Origin of the sequence: Neisseria sp. HMSC061H08, from assembly GCF_001836795.1 — a bacterium.
Lineage (GTDB): Bacteria > Pseudomonadota > Gammaproteobacteria > Burkholderiales > Neisseriaceae > Neisseria > Neisseria subflava_A.
Map to the genome: position 1 here is coordinate 53,931 of NZ_KV830580.1, position 17,173 is coordinate 71,103.

Sequence of the window (17,173 nt, forward strand, 5' to 3'; positions counted from 1 at the left end):
TACCACCACTCAACAGAAAAGGCCGTCTGAACAATTCAGACGGCCTCGATACTCAAGCCTTACCGATTAAAAGAACAATTCACGCCAGCTGATGCGTTTAAGTCCGCATTTCCGGCCTTCTACTTTCAGGCTGTGCATCTTATCAGAGTTGGTCAACAGACTGCGCTCGGCTTGGGTTGCAAAACATTTATTGTTTGGCACACTCGGCGTAGCGTTCAACTCTTTATCCGTACCCGTGCCGCCGCTATCGCCATCGGCGGTTACCGGAGAATCATCGGCCTTAGAGCCGTTCAGATAAGTAAAGTTGACCACGCCGTCAAACACCATACCGCTGGCGTAATAAACTTGACCGTTGTTTTCACGTTTGATGAATTGGCGATTTTTATCGGAAATACGCGCATCACGCAAACCCAAACGGCCGCCATTTTCAGCATTGACGCCCAGAATAATCGTTTTCGCAGTCGTTTGTGTGGACGTACTGTCCGGCAAACAAACATCGGTACTGGAAGAGTCAGTATGAATTGTTTTGGTTTCATACTTGCGGATGGTCACGACGGCTGTACGCAAAATCATCGTCGGTTTGACAGTCACACGTTCATTCGGATCTAAAGTCAGACTCCAGCCTTTTTTACCTTCACCAACCTTATTGTCGCTGACGTAAACGTGTTCACCGTCACTTTCTCTGGTTTGCTGTTCCAACTCACTGCTGTTTGCCAAAACTGCTTTATCAGATACATCATCGTAAATACCGTAAACGGCATTGATTTGACCGTTGGTATTATTCAATTCATTCTGATAAATCTCGCTACCCGTACCAAAAATAACAACATACTTATCTTTGCTGCGGCGTGATACCGCAGGCGCAGAAGTAATCGGTTGATTACCCGATCCTTGGAAAATCATTTGCGCAGACCATTCAGACGGCGTTTTAGCGCTCAAGTCAAAGCGGAACATATTGCCGTAACGGTCGCCGGCATAGGCAATATCGACAATACCATCAAAATCGGTATCTACCAAAGTAGGGGTAGAGAGGCCGCCTTTGCCATCCGGTGCAAGAATTTTAGCCAAGAGTTCACCGGCTTTAGAAGAAACATTAGTGCCAGTATTTTTCGTCCCTGCCTCTTTGCCTGTCATATCATAGACATATAAAGCCGTTTCATTATCGGCACTGTTCACATCTTCAGTACGATAGCCGCTGGCCAAGAAGCCTGCATAACGCACGTCAGATTCCAGATTAACCGGAGTAGTATCACGCTTGATGGAAACACGGCCGATTTGTGTCGAACCAATGGTATAACCCAGCTTATTACCAGAGCCTTTTTCTGTTTCAAACAAAGGTACAGTCTTATTCCAACCACTACGATCACTGTTCGCCACTGCACCAATATTCAACGCATACGCACCGCGTCCACCCTGACCCATCGCACCAAACATAAAGGTTTGCTTATCAGGCGTTTGGCGGAGAACAAAGCCACCATTAACCATATAGCGGTGCGGCGTGCTGGAGCCGTAACCATCGCGAGCGACATCTTTCAGAACCTTGCCCAAAGTTGTCGCTTGACCTTGATCGTCCTCACGCTCCATGCCTGCCGGAATATAGCTGAGTTTCAAGTCATAAGGATTGCTAGGCGTACCATTACGAAAAATATGTACCATGCCGTCATTGGCAGCAGCGACCAAAAACTCTTGACGGTTGTCGCGCTTATCGCCAATAGCTGCAACCGAACCATCTAAAATATCGCCTAAATTACGTTCATCTTTACTTGAATCAGCAGAATCTGTCGGACGAATTCGATAAGACTGACTATAACCTTTTGTCTCCGCATCCGCTTTGATGGTTTCATCATTACCTGCTCGGCCAGTCCATTTCAGCAATGCATTTTTCCATTCCAACTTATCTTTTGCACTGCCGTCTGAAATGCCAAAATCGGCATTTTTAGCCTCATTATCTGCAACTCTATCGATGAAATAGGTCTTTCTGCCATCATTAACCAAAGTCAGACGGCCTGCAAATGATGGCTGCGAAAATTCAGAAGAGCTAGCTACCGTCCCGTCTCGATTTAATTTATAGAAACGTAGCTGACTGCTCCAAGAGCCGGTATTCAAATGAACCGTTGCCGCCATATCGGGAATACCTGTACTGGTCGTCACCGGCGCAGTTGAAGCTGCCCCTTCAAATTTCATTATTTTGCTGTCAGTTTCAATATTGTCGATAATGGTTTTAAAGTGCTCAAGCAACTTTTCAGGTTTTGAGGCATTGAAATACCATTCCGGGCGACTGGCACCCTTTTCCAGATACTTCTTCCCGACTGGAGAGATTCCCTCACCAAAGCCCACGGTAAAAGTCTGAACCAATTGCTTGCTATAATCTACGCCTTTAGGATCGCTTGGATCACCATCCCAGCTCTTGCCCGCAGCATCTCGACGATCTTCTGGCTTAATCGCAGCATCTAGACGATTTTCTGACTTAATCGCAGGTTTAATATCTTTTTCTGCCAAAGTCTGGCTGAAGAAACGCATACCGCGTTTTTCATCCTCATAGTTCCTATCCCAATAAGGAACAATAATTTCGCCAATGCCTTTGACTTCTCGTTTACCATCCTTTTCACCTAAAAGCACCCAATTCCCTGAATCATCTTTTGCATAATCAGTATATTGGCATTGAAATTTTTTCTTCCCTTCAGGAGTATTCAATCTCGGATCATAATTTGGCAGATCAAAATGTCCTTCAAGACCGTTTCCTGAAAAATATTTGCCTTGCCCATATTTATCTTCATAAGCTTTTACTTCAGACGGCCCGAAATATTTATAGACCTCATCCGAGCTACGATCAATAGCACGGTAATAGTTTGAATAATAATATTTTCGGTCATAATTGAAGTTAGTATTGTCAGAATTACTTGGATTTTCTCCAGAGGCCTGATTGCTACAACTCATATTGGCATCGCCATCAGAAACCACGACAACATAAGATTTCTGACAGCGGTATTTGATATTCGGTATAACAAAATTTTTGACGACTTCATAATAACGGCGCGTTGTCGGCGTAGCTTGGTAAGCCAACATCTCATCTACCTTCTTACTGACATATTCCCAGTTCCGATCGGCAGAACCATCCGTAAAGCCTTCAGTATCCTTCATATCGCCTTTGGTATCGTCGGGTTTAGACAGTTTTACATATGCGTAAAGAGCATTATCCTTTTTCCTTTTTTCCTCATCCCATTTCCAATACCGAGGATTATTATGTAAAGTCTGCAAGCCCCAGTTAAACTGATCTTTATACCGCTCCAAAATCTTCTTTAATGCCGATTTTGCAATATTGATTTTTCTATTCTTATCATCTACATGATATTCACCCTTAGCATCAGCCAACATACTGCCCGAGTCATCAATCAAAAACATAATATTGTGTTTGACTCTGGGCTGGCCAATAGGCTCGTTTACGTTTTTCAGGTAAAACGGAATTTCGGCAAAACCATTCTTTTCTTTAGATTGCTGGGGATTTGCCTGAACGGAAAAGCTAATGAGGGCTAAAGCGGAAGCGATGCTTGCATGAATGAGGCGATGGCGGCCTGATGGAGCGTTTTGCATAATGTGTTCTTTTTTCATCGGATAATCTCAGTTAAAAATGACGTTGTTTTTATTTTTTATGGGGCTACGATTTTAGCATAAACAGCCTGTTTCATGTTTGATTCGGCTGAATTTCCCTAAGCGCGCATTTCAAGCACAACAAAAATGAAACAATCTGCCTGCTCAGTTTTCAGACGGCCTGACTGAATATTTAGTTCAACCTTATTCATCAGGCATTCCAAAAGCAAGGGACTGTACCGTAAAGATAAAACGTTTTTAAATTATCGATTATTGGCTCTACGCTTGAAATTCCTATTACTTTGACTTAAAATACACTGCTTCTACGGCATAGACCGCTATGTCTGAAAAAGCACGTTACACAGCAAAATCAAAGCTGCGGAGCGTGTTTTTTTTTAGCCGAGATTTCCGAAGGCTGTCTTTTTTGTAAACAATTTTTATTTTTCAGACGGCCTGACCCATTTTTTTTCGAACCGACCATCATCAGGCAAACAGGATTCCATCATGACCACTCCGGCTCTTCTCGTTCTCGCTGACGGCAGCGTATTTCACGGCACATCAATCGGTTACGAAGGTTCGACTTCCGGCGAAGTCGTGTTCAACACTTCCATGACCGGCTATCAAGAAATCCTGACCGACCCTTCCTACTGCAAACAAATCGTTACCCTCACCTACCCCCACATCGGCAATACCGGCACCAACGCCGAAGACGAAGAAAGCCGCAGCGTTTATGCCGCAGGCTTGATTATCCGCGACCTACCGCTCTTGCACAGCAACTTCCGCGCCTCCGAAAGCCTGCACGACTATTTGGTACGCAACAAAACCGTCGCCATCGCCGACATCGACACCCGCCGCCTGACCACCCTGTTGCGCGAAAAAGGCTCGCAAGGCGGTGCAATCTTGACCGGTGCAGATGCCACCGTTGAAAAAGCACAAGAACTGATTGCCGCATTCGGCAGCATGGTCGGCAAAGACTTGGCCAAAGAAGTTTCCTGCACAGAAACTTACGAATGGACCGAAGGCGAATGGGAATTGGGCAAAGGTTTCGTTACCCCTGCCGAACAGCCTTACCACGTCGTCGCCTACGATTTCGGCGTCAAAACCAACATCCTGCGCATGCTTGCCTCACGCGGCTGCCGCCTGACCGTCGTTCCGGCTCAAACCAGCGCGGAAGATGTCTTGGCACTCAATCCTGACGGCGTATTCCTGTCCAACGGCCCCGGCGACCCCGAGCCTTGCGACTACGCCATCAAAGCCGTACAAAAACTGATGGAAAGCGGCAAACCGATTTTCGGCATTTGCTTGGGACACCAGCTGATCAGCCTCGCCATTGGCGCGAAAACCCTGAAAATGCGCTTCAGCCACCACGGCGCCAACCACCCGGTACAAGATTTGGACAGCGGCAAAGTCGTCATTACCAGCCAAAACCACGGCTTCGCCGTCGATGCAGACACCCTGCCCGCCAACGCACGCATTACCCACAAATCCTTGTTTGACAACACCTTGCAAGGCATCGAACTGACCGACAAACCCGTGTTCTGCTTCCAAGGCCACCCGGAAGCCAGCCCCGGCCCGCAGGATGTCGGCTATCTGTTCGACAAATTCATTGACAATATGAAAGCGGCGAAGCAATAAAGCGAATTTTTCAGACGGCCGTCAAATCCGGCAGGCCGTCTGAAAATCAAGCAGTTCAAAACCCTGTAACTCAAGTCAGAAAGGAAACTCCCATGACTGAAAAACAAATGCGCATCCTCTCCGTAGTCGCCACCCTGGCCGCCGTCGGTATGTACGTTTCTTATATCCCGCAAATCCAAAACAACCTTGCCGGCAACCCCGGCTCGCCGTTGCAACCCCTCGTCGCCGCCATCAACTGCACATTATGGTTTGCCTACGGCTTTTTGAAAGAAAAACGCGACTACCCCATCATACTGGCAAACGCCCCCGGTATCATTTTGGGTTTGATTACGTTTGTCACTAGTTTTTAAGGAAGTTTTCAGACGGCCTGTGCAACATAAAAACGCAAAAGGTCGTCTGAAAAAGAATGCCCGAAATATCAACAGCAGGAATTTTTCAGGCGGCCTTTATCGCAAGGCATATGGAACAAACGCCGCGAGCGTTTTTTCAGACGACCTTTGAACCCGTCGATAGGGTGTGTGCCGCAAGGTACGCACGCGGTGGGTTGAGGTTGCAGGGAAAATGGAGAACGCGTGCGTGCGTACCGCACACACCCTACATGCGGGCTATGGCTTACTCTCAAGAAGAGTCAACTAATTTTCAGATAACTTTTAAAGCAATAAAAGATCATTCAACTCTATATATACATTACTGCATCTTAAAGACTTATCATGATTACTTTAAAAAAAGATAGAAACTTAGTTTACATAAAAAACTGGTCTGACTTAGAAGAAATGGCTGGTTTTAGAAGAGAGATAAATCCAGAAGAAACCAAATTAAAAGAAATTATAGGTCAGTATAGTGGAGAACATGGAAAAGTTATATGTGGATTGAAAAATTGCCACACCCAACATCAAAATGGTTACATTGTAGTATCTACTGATGGACATATTACAAATATTGGAAAAGATTGTGGTGAAAAATATTTTGGGGTTGATTTTAAAACTATGTCATCGAAATTAACTCAAGATATCAAAGACTACACTAATCGAGAAGAATTACATACCTTCAATTTAAACAACTTAAATGAATGGTGTGAGACACGACTTAAAATTGCAAAAAATATTAATCGATATATTAGTCAATTAAGAGATGGCAAAGAAATTCCGGAAACTGTTCGAAAAAAAATTTCAAAAATGTCTAGAGATAGGACTTATCAAATAACAATTGAAAGAGAACTGACAGAAAAAGAAAAAGCTATCTACGAAAATATAGGTAGGACCGGAATTAAATATATCGAAGAAAATATAGCTACAGTTTCTGGTATAGAAGCAATGTATGATCAGAATAATTTAAAACTTCTAATTACTGATACACTAAAAAAATTTATAGAAAATTTCCCAATAGATAAAATTGATTTATTATCATCCAAAGACTTAGCATATTGGGCAAAGGAAGTAAAAGAAATTCCAAATTTAAAAAATAAAATAGATACCGCCATTAAATTTTGCGTTAATTTCCTAACCTTTGAGAATTTATTGCCATTTGAAAAAATTATTGAGAAACAGGAGGAAGTTGCAGAATGGCATAACTTTCTCAATTCATTGAAAACATTACCTTCAGTTAAAATAGATTAACTTTAGACTTAATCCAACAGGAAACATCATGCCTAAACGTACCGACCTAAAATCCATCCTTATCATCGGCGCCGGCCCTATCGTTATCGGTCAGGCCTGCGAATTTGACTATTCGGGCGCACAGGCCTGCAAAGCCTTGCGTGAAGAAGGCTATAAAGTCATTCTGGTGAATTCCAACCCCGCCACCATCATGACCGACCCTGAAATGGCGGATGTTACCTACATCGAGCCGATTATGTGGCAGACGGTGGAGAAGATTATCGCCAAAGAGCGTCCTGATGCGATTCTGCCCACGATGGGCGGTCAGACTGCGCTGAACTGTGCGCTGGATTTGGCGCGCAACGGCGTGTTGGCGAAATACAATGTTGAATTAATCGGTGCAACCGAAGACGCGATTGACAAGGCGGAAGACCGCGGCCGCTTTAAAGAAGCGATGGAAAAAATCGGTTTGTCTTGCCCGAAATCTTTTGTCTGCCACACCATGAACGAGGCTTTGGCAGCGCAAGAACAGGTCGGCTTCCCTACTCTGATTCGCCCTTCTTTCACCATGGGCGGTTCGGGCGGCGGCATTGCCTACAACAAAGACGAGTTTTTGGCGATTTGCGAACGCGGTTTTGATGCGTCGCCTACTCATGAGTTGCTGATTGAGCAATCCGTTCTCGGCTGGAAAGAGTACGAGATGGAAGTTGTGCGCGATAAAAACGACAACTGTATCATTATCTGCTCGATTGAAAACTTCGACCCGATGGGCGTGCATACCGGCGACTCGATTACGGTTGCCCCGGCGCAAACGCTCACGGACAAAGAATACCAAATCATGCGTAATGCTTCGTTGGCGGTATTGCGCGAAATCGGTGTGGATACCGGCGGCTCAAACGTTCAGTTTGCGGTGAACCCTGAAAACGGCGAGATGATTGTGATTGAGATGAACCCGCGCGTGAGCCGTTCGTCCGCGCTGGCTTCCAAAGCAACGGGCTTCCCGATTGCCAAAGTAGCGGCCAAACTGGCGGTCGGCTTTACGCTGGACGAGTTGCGCAACGATATTACAGGCGGCCGTACGCCCGCGTCGTTCGAGCCTTCCATCGACTATGTCGTAACCAAAATCCCACGTTTCGCGTTTGAAAAATTCCCTGCCGCAGACGACCGCCTGACCACGCAGATGAAATCTGTGGGCGAAGTAATGGCAATGGGCCGCACCATTCAAGAAAGCTTCCAAAAAGCCTTGCGTGGCTTGGAAACCGGCTTGTGCGGTTTCAACCCACGCAGCGAAGACAAAGCGGAAATCCGCCGCGAACTGGCCAACCCTGGCCCTGAGCGTATGCTGTTTGTAGCCGATGCGTTCCGCGCAGGATTCACGCTGGAAGAAATCCACGAAATCTGCGCCATCGACCCTTGGTTCTTGGCGCAAATTGAAGACTTGGTGAAAGAAGAAAAATCGGTTTCAGACGGCCAGTTGCAAGATTTGGATTACGCCGCTTTACGCCGTCTGAAACGCAAAGGCTTCTCTGACAAACGTTTGGCACAATTGTTGAACGTAAGTGAAAAAGAAGTCCGCGAACACCGCTACGCGCTGAACCTGCATCCGGTTTACAAACGCGTCGACACCTGTGCCGCCGAGTTTGCTACCGAAACCGCCTACCTCTACTCCACTTACGAAGAAGAATGCGAATCCCATCCTTCCGACCGTAAAAAAGTGATGATTCTCGGCGGCGGCCCAAACCGTATCGGCCAAGGTATTGAATTTGACTACTGCTGCGTTCATGCCGCACTCGCCCTGCGCGAATCCGGTTTTGAAACCATCATGGTCAACTGCAACCCCGAAACCGTGTCCACCGACTTCGACACCAGCGACCGCCTCTATTTCGAGCCGCTGACGCTGGAAGACGTGTTGGAAATCGTCCGCACCGAAAACCCATGGGGCGTGATTGTTCATTACGGCGGCCAAACCCCGCTCAAGCTGGCCAATGCCTTGGTGGCAAACGGCGTGAACATCATCGGCACATCTGCCGACAGCATCGACGCCGCCGAAGACCGCGAACGCTTCCAGAAAGTGTTGAACGACTTAGGCCTGCGTCAACCGCCTAACCGCATCGCCCACAACGAAGAAGAAGCCCTCGTTAAAGCCGAAGAAATCGGTTATCCGCTGGTCGTTCGCCCGTCTTACGTCCTCGGCGGCCGCGCCATGCAGATTGTTCACTCTGCCGAAGAGTTGCAAAAATACATGCGCGAAGCCGTACAAGTTTCCGAAGACAGCCCCGTATTGCTCGACTTCTTCTTGAACAACGCCATCGAAGTGGACGTAGACTGCGTTTCAGACGGCCAAGACGTCGTGATCGGCGGCATCATGCAACACGTCGAACAAGCAGGTATCCACTCCGGCGACTCCGGCTGTTCATTGCCTCCATACTCTTTGAACGAAGAGATTCAAGACGAAATCCGCCGTCAAACCAAAGCCATGGCATACGCACTGGGCGTGGTCGGCTTGATGAATGTACAGTTTGCCGTACAAGACGGCGTGGTCTTCGTACTGGAAGTGAACCCACGCGCCAGCCGTACCGTACCGTTCGTATCCAAAGCCACCGGCGTACCGCTCGCCAAAGTCGGCGCACGCGTGATGGCAGGCATTTCGCTGAAAGAGCAAGGCGTAGAAAAAGAAGTCATCCCGGACTTCTACGCCGTTAAAGAAGCCGTGTTCCCATTCATCAAATTCCCGGGGGTGGACACCATTCTCGGCCCTGAAATGCGCTCTACCGGCGAAGTGATGGGCGTAGGCGCAAGCTTCGGCGAAGCCTACTTCAAAGCCCAACTCGGCGCAGGCGAACGCTTGAGCACAACAGGCAAAGTGTTCCTCGCCGTACGCGATGAAGACAAACCGTTCATCGTAAAAACCGCACAAAACTTCCAAGCACTCGGCTACGGTGTCTGCGCCACACGCGGTACCGCCGAATACTTGAAAGAACACGGCATCATCGTGCAAGCGGTCAACAAAGTGCAGGAAGGCCGCCCACACATCGTGGATGCCATTAAAAACGGCGAAATCGCACTGGTGGTCAACACCGTCGGCAGCACAGTGCAATCTGTTACCGACAGCCACAGCATCCGCCGCACCTCCCTCACCCAACGCGTACCGCAATACACCACCATCGCAGGCGGCGAAGCCATGAGCGAAGGCGCAAAAAGCCGCGAACACTTGGGCGTATACAGCGTACAGGAATTGCATGGCCGCCTGAAAAACAAAGCCTAATCAATCCTATCGGATTTAAATAGCTAAAAGGCCGTCTGAAACCTGATTGCTCAGTTTCAGACGGCCTTTCTGCAAAAATAAGGAAAACGTAATGAAACAAACTATTCAAGAAAAACTGACTCAAATTTCACTTGCCGAACCACTGCATTTTCTGCTGGCGGCGGAGAGCGGAAGCCGCGCATGGGGCTTTGCTTCGCCCGACAGCGATTATGATGTTCGCGCCATTTATATCCGTCCGCAGGAACATTATCTGCAAATTGATGAAACAAAAGATACGTTTGAATTTATTGAAAACCAATGGTTTGACGTAGGCGGCTGGGACATCCGCAAGGCTTTGCGCCTATTGAGAAAAAGCAATGCCGTATTGCTGGAGTGGCTGCGTTCGCCGATTGTTTATACACAAGATGAGGCATTCATAGGCCGTCTGAACGAACTTGCGCCCCAATACGTCCAAGCCGCCGCGTTGTTGCACCATTATCGCGGTATCGCCGGCAATGCTTTGAAAGCCATGGATTTAGGGCAGCCGATTAAATTGAAGAAATGGTTTTACGTCTTGCGCCCTTTATTGGCGGCACGCTGGGCAGTGAAACAAGGCGGTATTCCGCCAATGACTTTGGTTGAGTTGATGAATGAGTGGCAGACAGATTGTTCTACCCAAATTACTGATCTGGTTGCATTAAAAGCGGAGCAGAACGAAAGTTATCTGCACACATTATCGCCAGAGCTGCAAAAGCTGACTATTGATCTATATAACGAAGTTTCTGCCTTGTCTGCCTCTACTGCCGAACCTGCCGAACCTGCCTATAGTGGGCCTTTGAACGAATTATTCCGTTCCACCTTGGCAACCATTTATCCGTAAAAGGCCGTCTGAATATGCTGACCCTCGAAGACTTGCACACGCAAAACCTGATTCTGCTTGAAGCCGTGTCCGGCAGCCGTGCCTACGGTTTGGCAACGCCCGAGTCCGATACCGACATCAAAGGCGTGTTTTACCTGCCCAAATCCATGTTTTACGGTATGGAATACATCCCGCAAATCAGCAATGAAACCAACGATATTGTGTATTACGAACTGGGACGGTTTATCGAATTGCTGCTGCAAAGCAATCCGAACACGCTGGAGCTGCTGGCTTCCCCTTCCGACTGTGTGCGATACCGTTCGCCATTGATGGATGCGTTCAAAACCGAATGGTTTATCTCTAAAACCTGCCAGCAAAGTTTTGCAGGCTATGCCTACGGACAAATCAAAAAAGCACGGGGATTGAATAAAAAAATCAGCAATCCGATGCCGTCTGAAAAGAAAAGCATCCTTGATTTCTGCCACATCGTAGAAGGCGCGCAAACTGTACCGCTGCAACACTGGCTTTCGCAACGCGGAATGGAGCAGCGGCGCATCGGCTTGGTCAAAATCGCCCATGCCCGAGAACTTTATGCGCTGTTTTACGATGCCGACGGCACGCTTGGCTACCACGGCATTGCACCCAAACCCGAAGCCACAACACTTTCACTCAGCCCCATTCCAGAAGGAGAAACACCGCTTGCCCATCTATCCTTCAACCAAGACGGATACAGCAGCTACTGCCGCGAATATGCCTCTTATCAACAATGGCTGGCAGAACGCAACGAAACACGCTATCAAGGCACGCAGGCGCACGGCCAAGGTTACGATGCAAAAAATATGATGCACACCTTCCGCCTGCTTGAAACTGCGCGCGATATTGCCCTTCATGGCGAAATCCGGCCACGCCGTCCCAATCGTGACGAATTGCTGGCCATCAAGCGCGGTTCTTTTCCTTACGATGAACTGTTGGTGCGTGCAGAAACATTGATTAACGAAGTAGAAAATTTGTTCGCCCAGTCTGATCTGCCGGAAGCTGTAAACAGCACTTTGGCAATCAATGCCCTTGTCGAAATCCGAACCAAGATTTACGGATAAGAGAATCAAAAACAGAGGCCGTCTGAAATTATGTGTTTCCGCTTTTCAGACGGCCTTTTCATATTTCAAATTCTAACCGTCTGTCCATCAAAACAACCTTTTCTGCCATCTCCAAACAAGCAATAACAACATGAAATATAATTTCGTTATTGATCGGATTCATACGACAAAATTGTTGTTTTTTCATCATAATCCAAAAATATCGAGTTTAACGCCTATTCTCCTTGCTTTATAATGGCCGTCTGAAATAAAAATACAATTAAAGCAGAAGCATGTCTTTGCAACTTAAGCAGATTTGCATAATTAAACATATGCTTTAATCATAACAATGATAAAATAATACGGCTTTCCTCTAAATTAAAGGGAAAACTGCACAAGAAACGGAAAATAAAATGAGTGTCGGATTATTGCGTGTTTTGGTTCAAAGCCAGACCATCTCAAATCAACAAGCGGAACATTACAACAGCCTTTTACAATCGGGCAAAGAAATCCTGCCCAAATTGTTTTCAGACGGCATCATCTCCCCTAAAGCTCTGGGAGAGTTAGTCGCGCGCGTATTCAGTTATCCCCTTTTGGATTTGCGCTACTACCCGCGCAATAATGTAGTCAGCGACATTCTGACGGAAGAGCAAATGGTGCAAAACCGTTGCATTCCGATTTTCAAACGCGGACGCAAGGTTTATTTCGCCGTATCCGATCCGACCCAAATCCAAAACTTCCAAAAAATCGCTTTTGCTTCAGGTTTAAGTGTCGACTTGGTAGTGGTTCCCGACGACCAGCTCAGCTCATTGCTGGAATGGCTGGGTCAACGTTCGACCACCATTCTGAAAGAAATCAACGACGAACATGAAGCAACCCAGCAATCGCAATCGCTTTATATCGACAATGAAGAAGCTGAAGACGGCCCTATCCCCCGTTTCATCCACAAAACTTTATCCGATGCCCTGAACGCGGGCGCATCGGACATCCACTTTGAATTCTACGAGCAAATGGCGCGCGTTCGTTTCCGTGTAGACGGGCAATTGCGTGAAGTCGTACAGCCTCCTGTCGCCGTGCGCGGCCAGTTAGCATCGCGTATCAAAGTGATGGCGCGTTTGGATATTTCAGAAAAACGTATTCCGCAAGACGGCAGAATTCAAATTGCCTTCCATAAACACGGCCGTCCGATTGACTTCCGTGTCAGCACTTTGCCGACATTGTTTGGCGAAAAAGTGGTGATGCGTATCCTAAATTCCGATGGTACATCGCTCAATATCGACCAGCTCGGTTTAGAGCCTTTCCAAAAAGAAATGCTGTTGGAAGCCATCAACCGCCCTTACGGCATGGTATTGGTTACCGGTCCGACAGGTTCGGGAAAAACCGTTTCGCTCTATACCTGCCTGAGTATTTTGAACACGGAAGATGTGAATATTTCAACGGCAGAGGACCCGGCTGAGATTAACTTGCCGGGCGTCAACCAAGTCAACGTCAATGAAAAACAAGGCCTGACGTTTGCTGCCGCACTCCGATCCTTCTTACGTCAAGATCCTGATATTATTATGGTCGGTGAGATTCGAGACTTGGAAACCGCCGACATCGCCATTAAAGCCGCCCAAACCGGTCACATGGTTTTCTCGACCCTGCATACCAATAATGCACCGGCCACGCTGTCCCGCCTTTTGAACATGGGCGTAGCGCCTTTCAATATCGCCAGCTCGGTCAGCCTGATTATGGCGCAAAGGCTGTTGCGCAGACTGTGCCCGAACTGCAAACGCGAAGTTGAACGCCCGCCGGTTCCAGCATTGAAAAAAGCCGGCTTTACCGATGCGGACTTGGCTCAAGATTGGAAGCTCTACCGCCCGGTTGGCTGCGACAACTGCCGCGGCAAAGGCTTTAAAGGACGCGTCGGTATTTATGAAGTCATGCCGGTCAGCGATGAAATGCAAAAAGTCATTATGAACAACGGTACAGATGTTGATATCATGAATATGGCCTATCAGGAAGGCATGGTAGACTTGCGTCGCGCCGGCCTCATGAAAGTCATGCAAGGCCTGACCTCGTTGGAAGAAGTGACTGCTCATACCAATGACTAAACTGCCATATTTTCAAAATTAAAATAAAGCGGCACGGGGAAACAGTCCGCTTTATTTCTTACTAACAAGGGATAACTCATGGCTCAAGCAGAGCAAAAAAGAAGTCTGTTCGGCTCCAGAAGCAAAGGCAAGCGTTTTACATTTGAAGGAAAAAATACCGAGACCGAACGTCTTGTTCGTGGTGAAGTAGTTGCCAAAGACGAAGAAGAAGCACGCAAAAAACTCCAACGCAGAGGCATTCGCCCTTTGCGTATCAGCAAAGTTAAAACCGCACGCAAACGCCGTATTACCCAAGAAGACATTACAGTGTTCACCCGCCAACTGGCAACGATGATGAAGGCAGGCTTACCGCTGATGCAGGCTTTTGAAATCGTTGCGCGCGGCCACTCCAATCCGAGCATGACCGAAATGCTGATGCAGATTCGCTCCGATGTCGAACAAGGTAGCGCATTGGGTAAATCGTTCTCCAAATATCCAAAATATTTCGACCGCTTTTATTGCAATCTGGTCAGCGCAGGCGAATCCGGCGGCGTACTGGAAAGCCTATTGGACAAACTGGCTGTCTATAAAGAAAAAACCCAAGCCATTAAGAAAAAAGTCAAAACCGCACTGACCTACCCGATTGCCATTATCGTGGTGGCGATTGCGCTTATCTTCATCATGATGATGTTTGTACTGCCTGCCTTTAAAGAAGTTTATGCCAATATGGGTGCAGAGCTGCCAAGCCTTACCCAACTTGTCATGAGCTTGTCCGATTTATTCGTCGACTACGGCTGGATTATGATCATCCTATTGATTGTTTCCGCCTTCGGCCTGTACAAACTCCATGAAAAATCGCCTACCTTCCAAAAACGAATCGATGCTTTGATTTTGAGACTGCCTGTTTTTGGCGCCATCGTCCGAAAAGCGACCATTGCCCGTTGGGCGCGTACGACTTCTACCCTCTTCGCAGCCGGCGTTCCTTTGGTGGAAGTATTAGATTCAGTTGCAGGTGCATCCGGCAATATTCTCTATGAAGAAGCCACTCAAGACATCCGCGCCAAGGTAACCCAAGGTCTGTCGCTGACATCCAGTATGCAAAGTACAGATATGTTCCCCAATATGGTGATCCAAATGGCGGCCATCGGCGAAGAATCAGGTTCTTTGGACGATATGCTGAACAAAGCCGCCGAATTCTACGAAGATGAAGTAGACAACTCCGTCTCCCGATTGTCTCACTTGATGGAGCCTATCATCATGGTGGTATTGGGTTCACTCATCGGTATCTTGCTGATTGCCATGTATCTGCCGTTGTTTAACTTGGGTAATGTCGTAGGTTGATATGCTTGATAGTATTTACTCTGCCATAGACGCCCTCTCCGTTCTTGCACCATTCGCCATTCCTTTAGCCGTTATTTTGGGATTGCTGATTGGCAGCTTTCTAAACGTTGTCATTTATCGCACGCCGATAATGATGGAACGCGAATGGACACAATTTTCTAAAGAGCATTTGGGCATCGAGCTGACAGACGAAGAAAAACAGCCATTTAATCTGCGCAAACCGGATTCACGCTGCCCAAAATGTAAAAGCCCAGTCAAACCTTGGCAAAACATCCCCATCCTCAGCTATGTTTTACTGGGTGGGAAATGCCACTCCTGCAAAACCGCGATCGGCATACGCTATCCGCTGATTGAGCTGCTGACAGGCGTCTTATTCGGTGTTGTCACGTGGCAATACGGCTGGTCATGGGCGACTATTGGCGGATTAATTCTGACTGCCATATTGATTGCGCTGACCTTTATCGATGCCGATACACAATATTTGCCCGACAGCCTGACTCAGCCCTTAATCTGGATCGGCCTGCTGTTTAATCTGAATGATACATTCGTGTCCCTGCATTCAGCCGTTTGGGGCGCAATCGCAGGCTATATGAGCCTTTATACTTTATGCGCCGTCTATAAATTTCTGACCGGTAAAATCGGCATGGGCAATGGCGACTTCAAACTTTTGGCCGCGCTTGGGGCATGGCTGGGCGTAGGAATTTTGCCTGTTCTGATCTTCATGGCTGCCTTAGTCGGACTGGTGGGCGCACTCATTGCCCGCGTCGGTAAAGGTCAATATTTTGCTTTTGGTCCCAGCCTTGCTGTGGCAGGATGGATTATTTTGGTTGCCAATGCACCTATCACCCAACTGGTACAATGGTGGCTCGTACAATCAGGATTCCGATAATGACATTATGGATAGGTTTGACCGGCGGCATCGGTAGCGGCAAATCATCTATTGCCCAAATGTTTGCCGAACTTGGCGTACCCATTATCGATGCCGATGCCATCAGCCGCTCACTGACCGCTGAAAACGGCGAAGCGCTTCCAGCCATCCGTCAGCTTTTTGGTGATGAGGTTTTTGACAACGAAGGCCGTCTGAATCGTACGGCTTTACGGGAAGAAGTTTTCAGACGGCCTCAATCCAAAAAACAACTGGAAAACCTGCTTCTGCCATTAATCTTAAACAAAATCCAACAGCAGAAACAAAAACTTGCTTCCTCTGCCTACGGCATTGTCGATGTACCGCTTTTGATTGAGAATCCGGCATTTAAAGCGGAGACCGACCGCATTTTAGTTGTAGATGTTCCAGAATCCGTCCAAATCGAACGCGTATATCAACGCAATGGTTTTTCAGAAGAACAAACGCGTCAAATCATGGCCACTCAAGCTTCTCGATCTGACAGACTGCTTCATGCCAACGATGTATTGGACAATGCGTATAGCATGGAAGAAGCAAAAATCAAGGTTGCCCGCTTGCATCAATACTATCAATCCATTGCACAAACTCTGAAAGAAACTGCATGACTGCTCCTGTTGTAAAATGTCCGACCTGCCACAAAGAAGTCGTTTGGAACACCGACAGCCCCTACCGCCCTTTCTGCAGCAAACGGTGTAAACTCATTGATTTAGGCGAATGGGCACAAGAAAAATACACTGTTTCTTCAGAAGACGACCCTTTTTCAGACCTATTGAACGGTAAATAACCTACGCCGCTTCCTTCAGCCTATCCAAAACAAGCTCAAAACAGTAAAATACCCTCTTTATTCCAACCTATTCCA

Annotated in this window: 13 protein-coding genes; 11 read left to right on the forward strand and 2 right to left on the reverse strand. The window is 47.4% G+C overall.

Features of this window, described 5'->3' with window-relative positions; translation table 11 throughout:
* Window positions 1-66: 66 nt before the first annotated feature.
* Window positions 67-3,609 carry a PilC family type IV pilus tip adhesin gene (gene pilC, locus HMPREF2675_RS08090; RefSeq protein WP_070814668.1) on the reverse strand — a complete coding sequence of 1,181 codons (3,543 nt, stop codon included), beginning with the start codon at window positions 3,607-3,609 and terminating at the stop codon, window positions 67-69.
* 483 nt (window positions 3,610-4,092) lie between these two features.
* On the opposite strand from pilC, the gene carA reads away from it, so the two are divergent.
* Window positions 4,093-5,223 carry a glutamine-hydrolyzing carbamoyl-phosphate synthase small subunit gene (gene carA / locus HMPREF2675_RS08095; protein ID WP_003748325.1) on the forward strand — a complete coding sequence of 377 codons (1,131 nt, stop codon included), beginning with the start codon at window positions 4,093-4,095 and terminating at the stop codon, window positions 5,221-5,223.
* 92 nt (window positions 5,224-5,315) lie between these two features.
* Window positions 5,316-5,573, forward strand: coding sequence for a SemiSWEET family transporter (locus tag HMPREF2675_RS08100; protein WP_003748323.1), 258 nt, complete (start codon window positions 5,316-5,318; stop codon window positions 5,571-5,573).
* A gap of 68 nt (window positions 5,574-5,641) precedes the next feature.
* Here HMPREF2675_RS08100 and HMPREF2675_RS11415 read toward each other — a convergent pair whose 3' ends face one another.
* Window positions 5,642-5,812, reverse strand: coding sequence for a hypothetical protein (locus HMPREF2675_RS11415; RefSeq protein ID WP_161800351.1), 171 nt, complete (start codon window positions 5,810-5,812; stop codon window positions 5,642-5,644).
* 121 nt (window positions 5,813-5,933) lie between these two features.
* On the opposite strand from HMPREF2675_RS11415, the gene HMPREF2675_RS08105 reads away from it, so the two are divergent.
* From HMPREF2675_RS08105 to yacG, 9 genes are all read left to right on the forward strand, one after another.
* Window positions 5,934-6,839, forward strand: a complete 906-nt coding sequence (locus tag HMPREF2675_RS08105; RefSeq protein ID WP_003748321.1) for a hypothetical protein — start codon at window positions 5,934-5,936, stop codon at window positions 6,837-6,839.
* A gap of 28 nt (window positions 6,840-6,867) precedes the next feature.
* The gene (carB, locus tag HMPREF2675_RS08110) at window positions 6,868-10,083 is read left to right on the forward strand and encodes a carbamoyl-phosphate synthase large subunit (RefSeq protein WP_070814669.1); all 3,216 of its coding nucleotides are present in this window, start codon (window positions 6,868-6,870) and stop codon (window positions 10,081-10,083) included.
* Between the two features lie 91 nt (window positions 10,084-10,174).
* Window positions 10,175-10,942, forward strand: coding sequence for a nucleotidyltransferase domain-containing protein (locus tag HMPREF2675_RS08115; protein WP_070814670.1), 768 nt, complete (start codon window positions 10,175-10,177; stop codon window positions 10,940-10,942).
* A gap of 14 nt (window positions 10,943-10,956) precedes the next feature.
* Window positions 10,957-12,018: a DNA polymerase beta superfamily protein gene (locus HMPREF2675_RS08120; protein WP_070814671.1), complete on the forward strand. Its 1,062-nt coding sequence runs from the start codon at window positions 10,957-10,959 to the stop codon at window positions 12,016-12,018.
* A gap of 392 nt (window positions 12,019-12,410) precedes the next feature.
* The gene (pilB, locus tag HMPREF2675_RS08125) at window positions 12,411-14,090 is read left to right on the forward strand and encodes a type IV-A pilus assembly ATPase PilB (protein ID WP_070814672.1); all 1,680 of its coding nucleotides are present in this window, start codon (window positions 12,411-12,413) and stop codon (window positions 14,088-14,090) included.
* A 78-nt stretch (window positions 14,091-14,168) separates the two neighbouring features.
* Window positions 14,169-15,410, forward strand: a complete 1,242-nt coding sequence (locus HMPREF2675_RS08130) for a type II secretion system F family protein (protein WP_070814673.1) — start codon at window positions 14,169-14,171, stop codon at window positions 15,408-15,410.
* A gap of 1 nt (window position 15,411) precedes the next feature.
* Window positions 15,412-16,299: a prepilin peptidase gene (locus HMPREF2675_RS08135; protein ID WP_070814674.1), complete on the forward strand. Its 888-nt coding sequence runs from the start codon at window positions 15,412-15,414 to the stop codon at window positions 16,297-16,299.
* A complete protein-coding gene (coaE, locus tag HMPREF2675_RS08140; protein ID WP_070814675.1) occupies window positions 16,299-16,919 on the forward strand; it encodes a dephospho-CoA kinase in 621 nt (206 codons plus the stop codon). The genes HMPREF2675_RS08135 and coaE overlap by 1 nt, the downstream gene beginning before the upstream one ends.
* Window positions 16,916-17,098, forward strand: coding sequence for a DNA gyrase inhibitor YacG (yacG, locus tag HMPREF2675_RS08145; protein ID WP_070459526.1), 183 nt, complete (start codon window positions 16,916-16,918; stop codon window positions 17,096-17,098). The genes coaE and yacG overlap by 4 nt, the downstream gene beginning before the upstream one ends.
* Window positions 17,099-17,173: the final 75 nt, after the last annotated feature.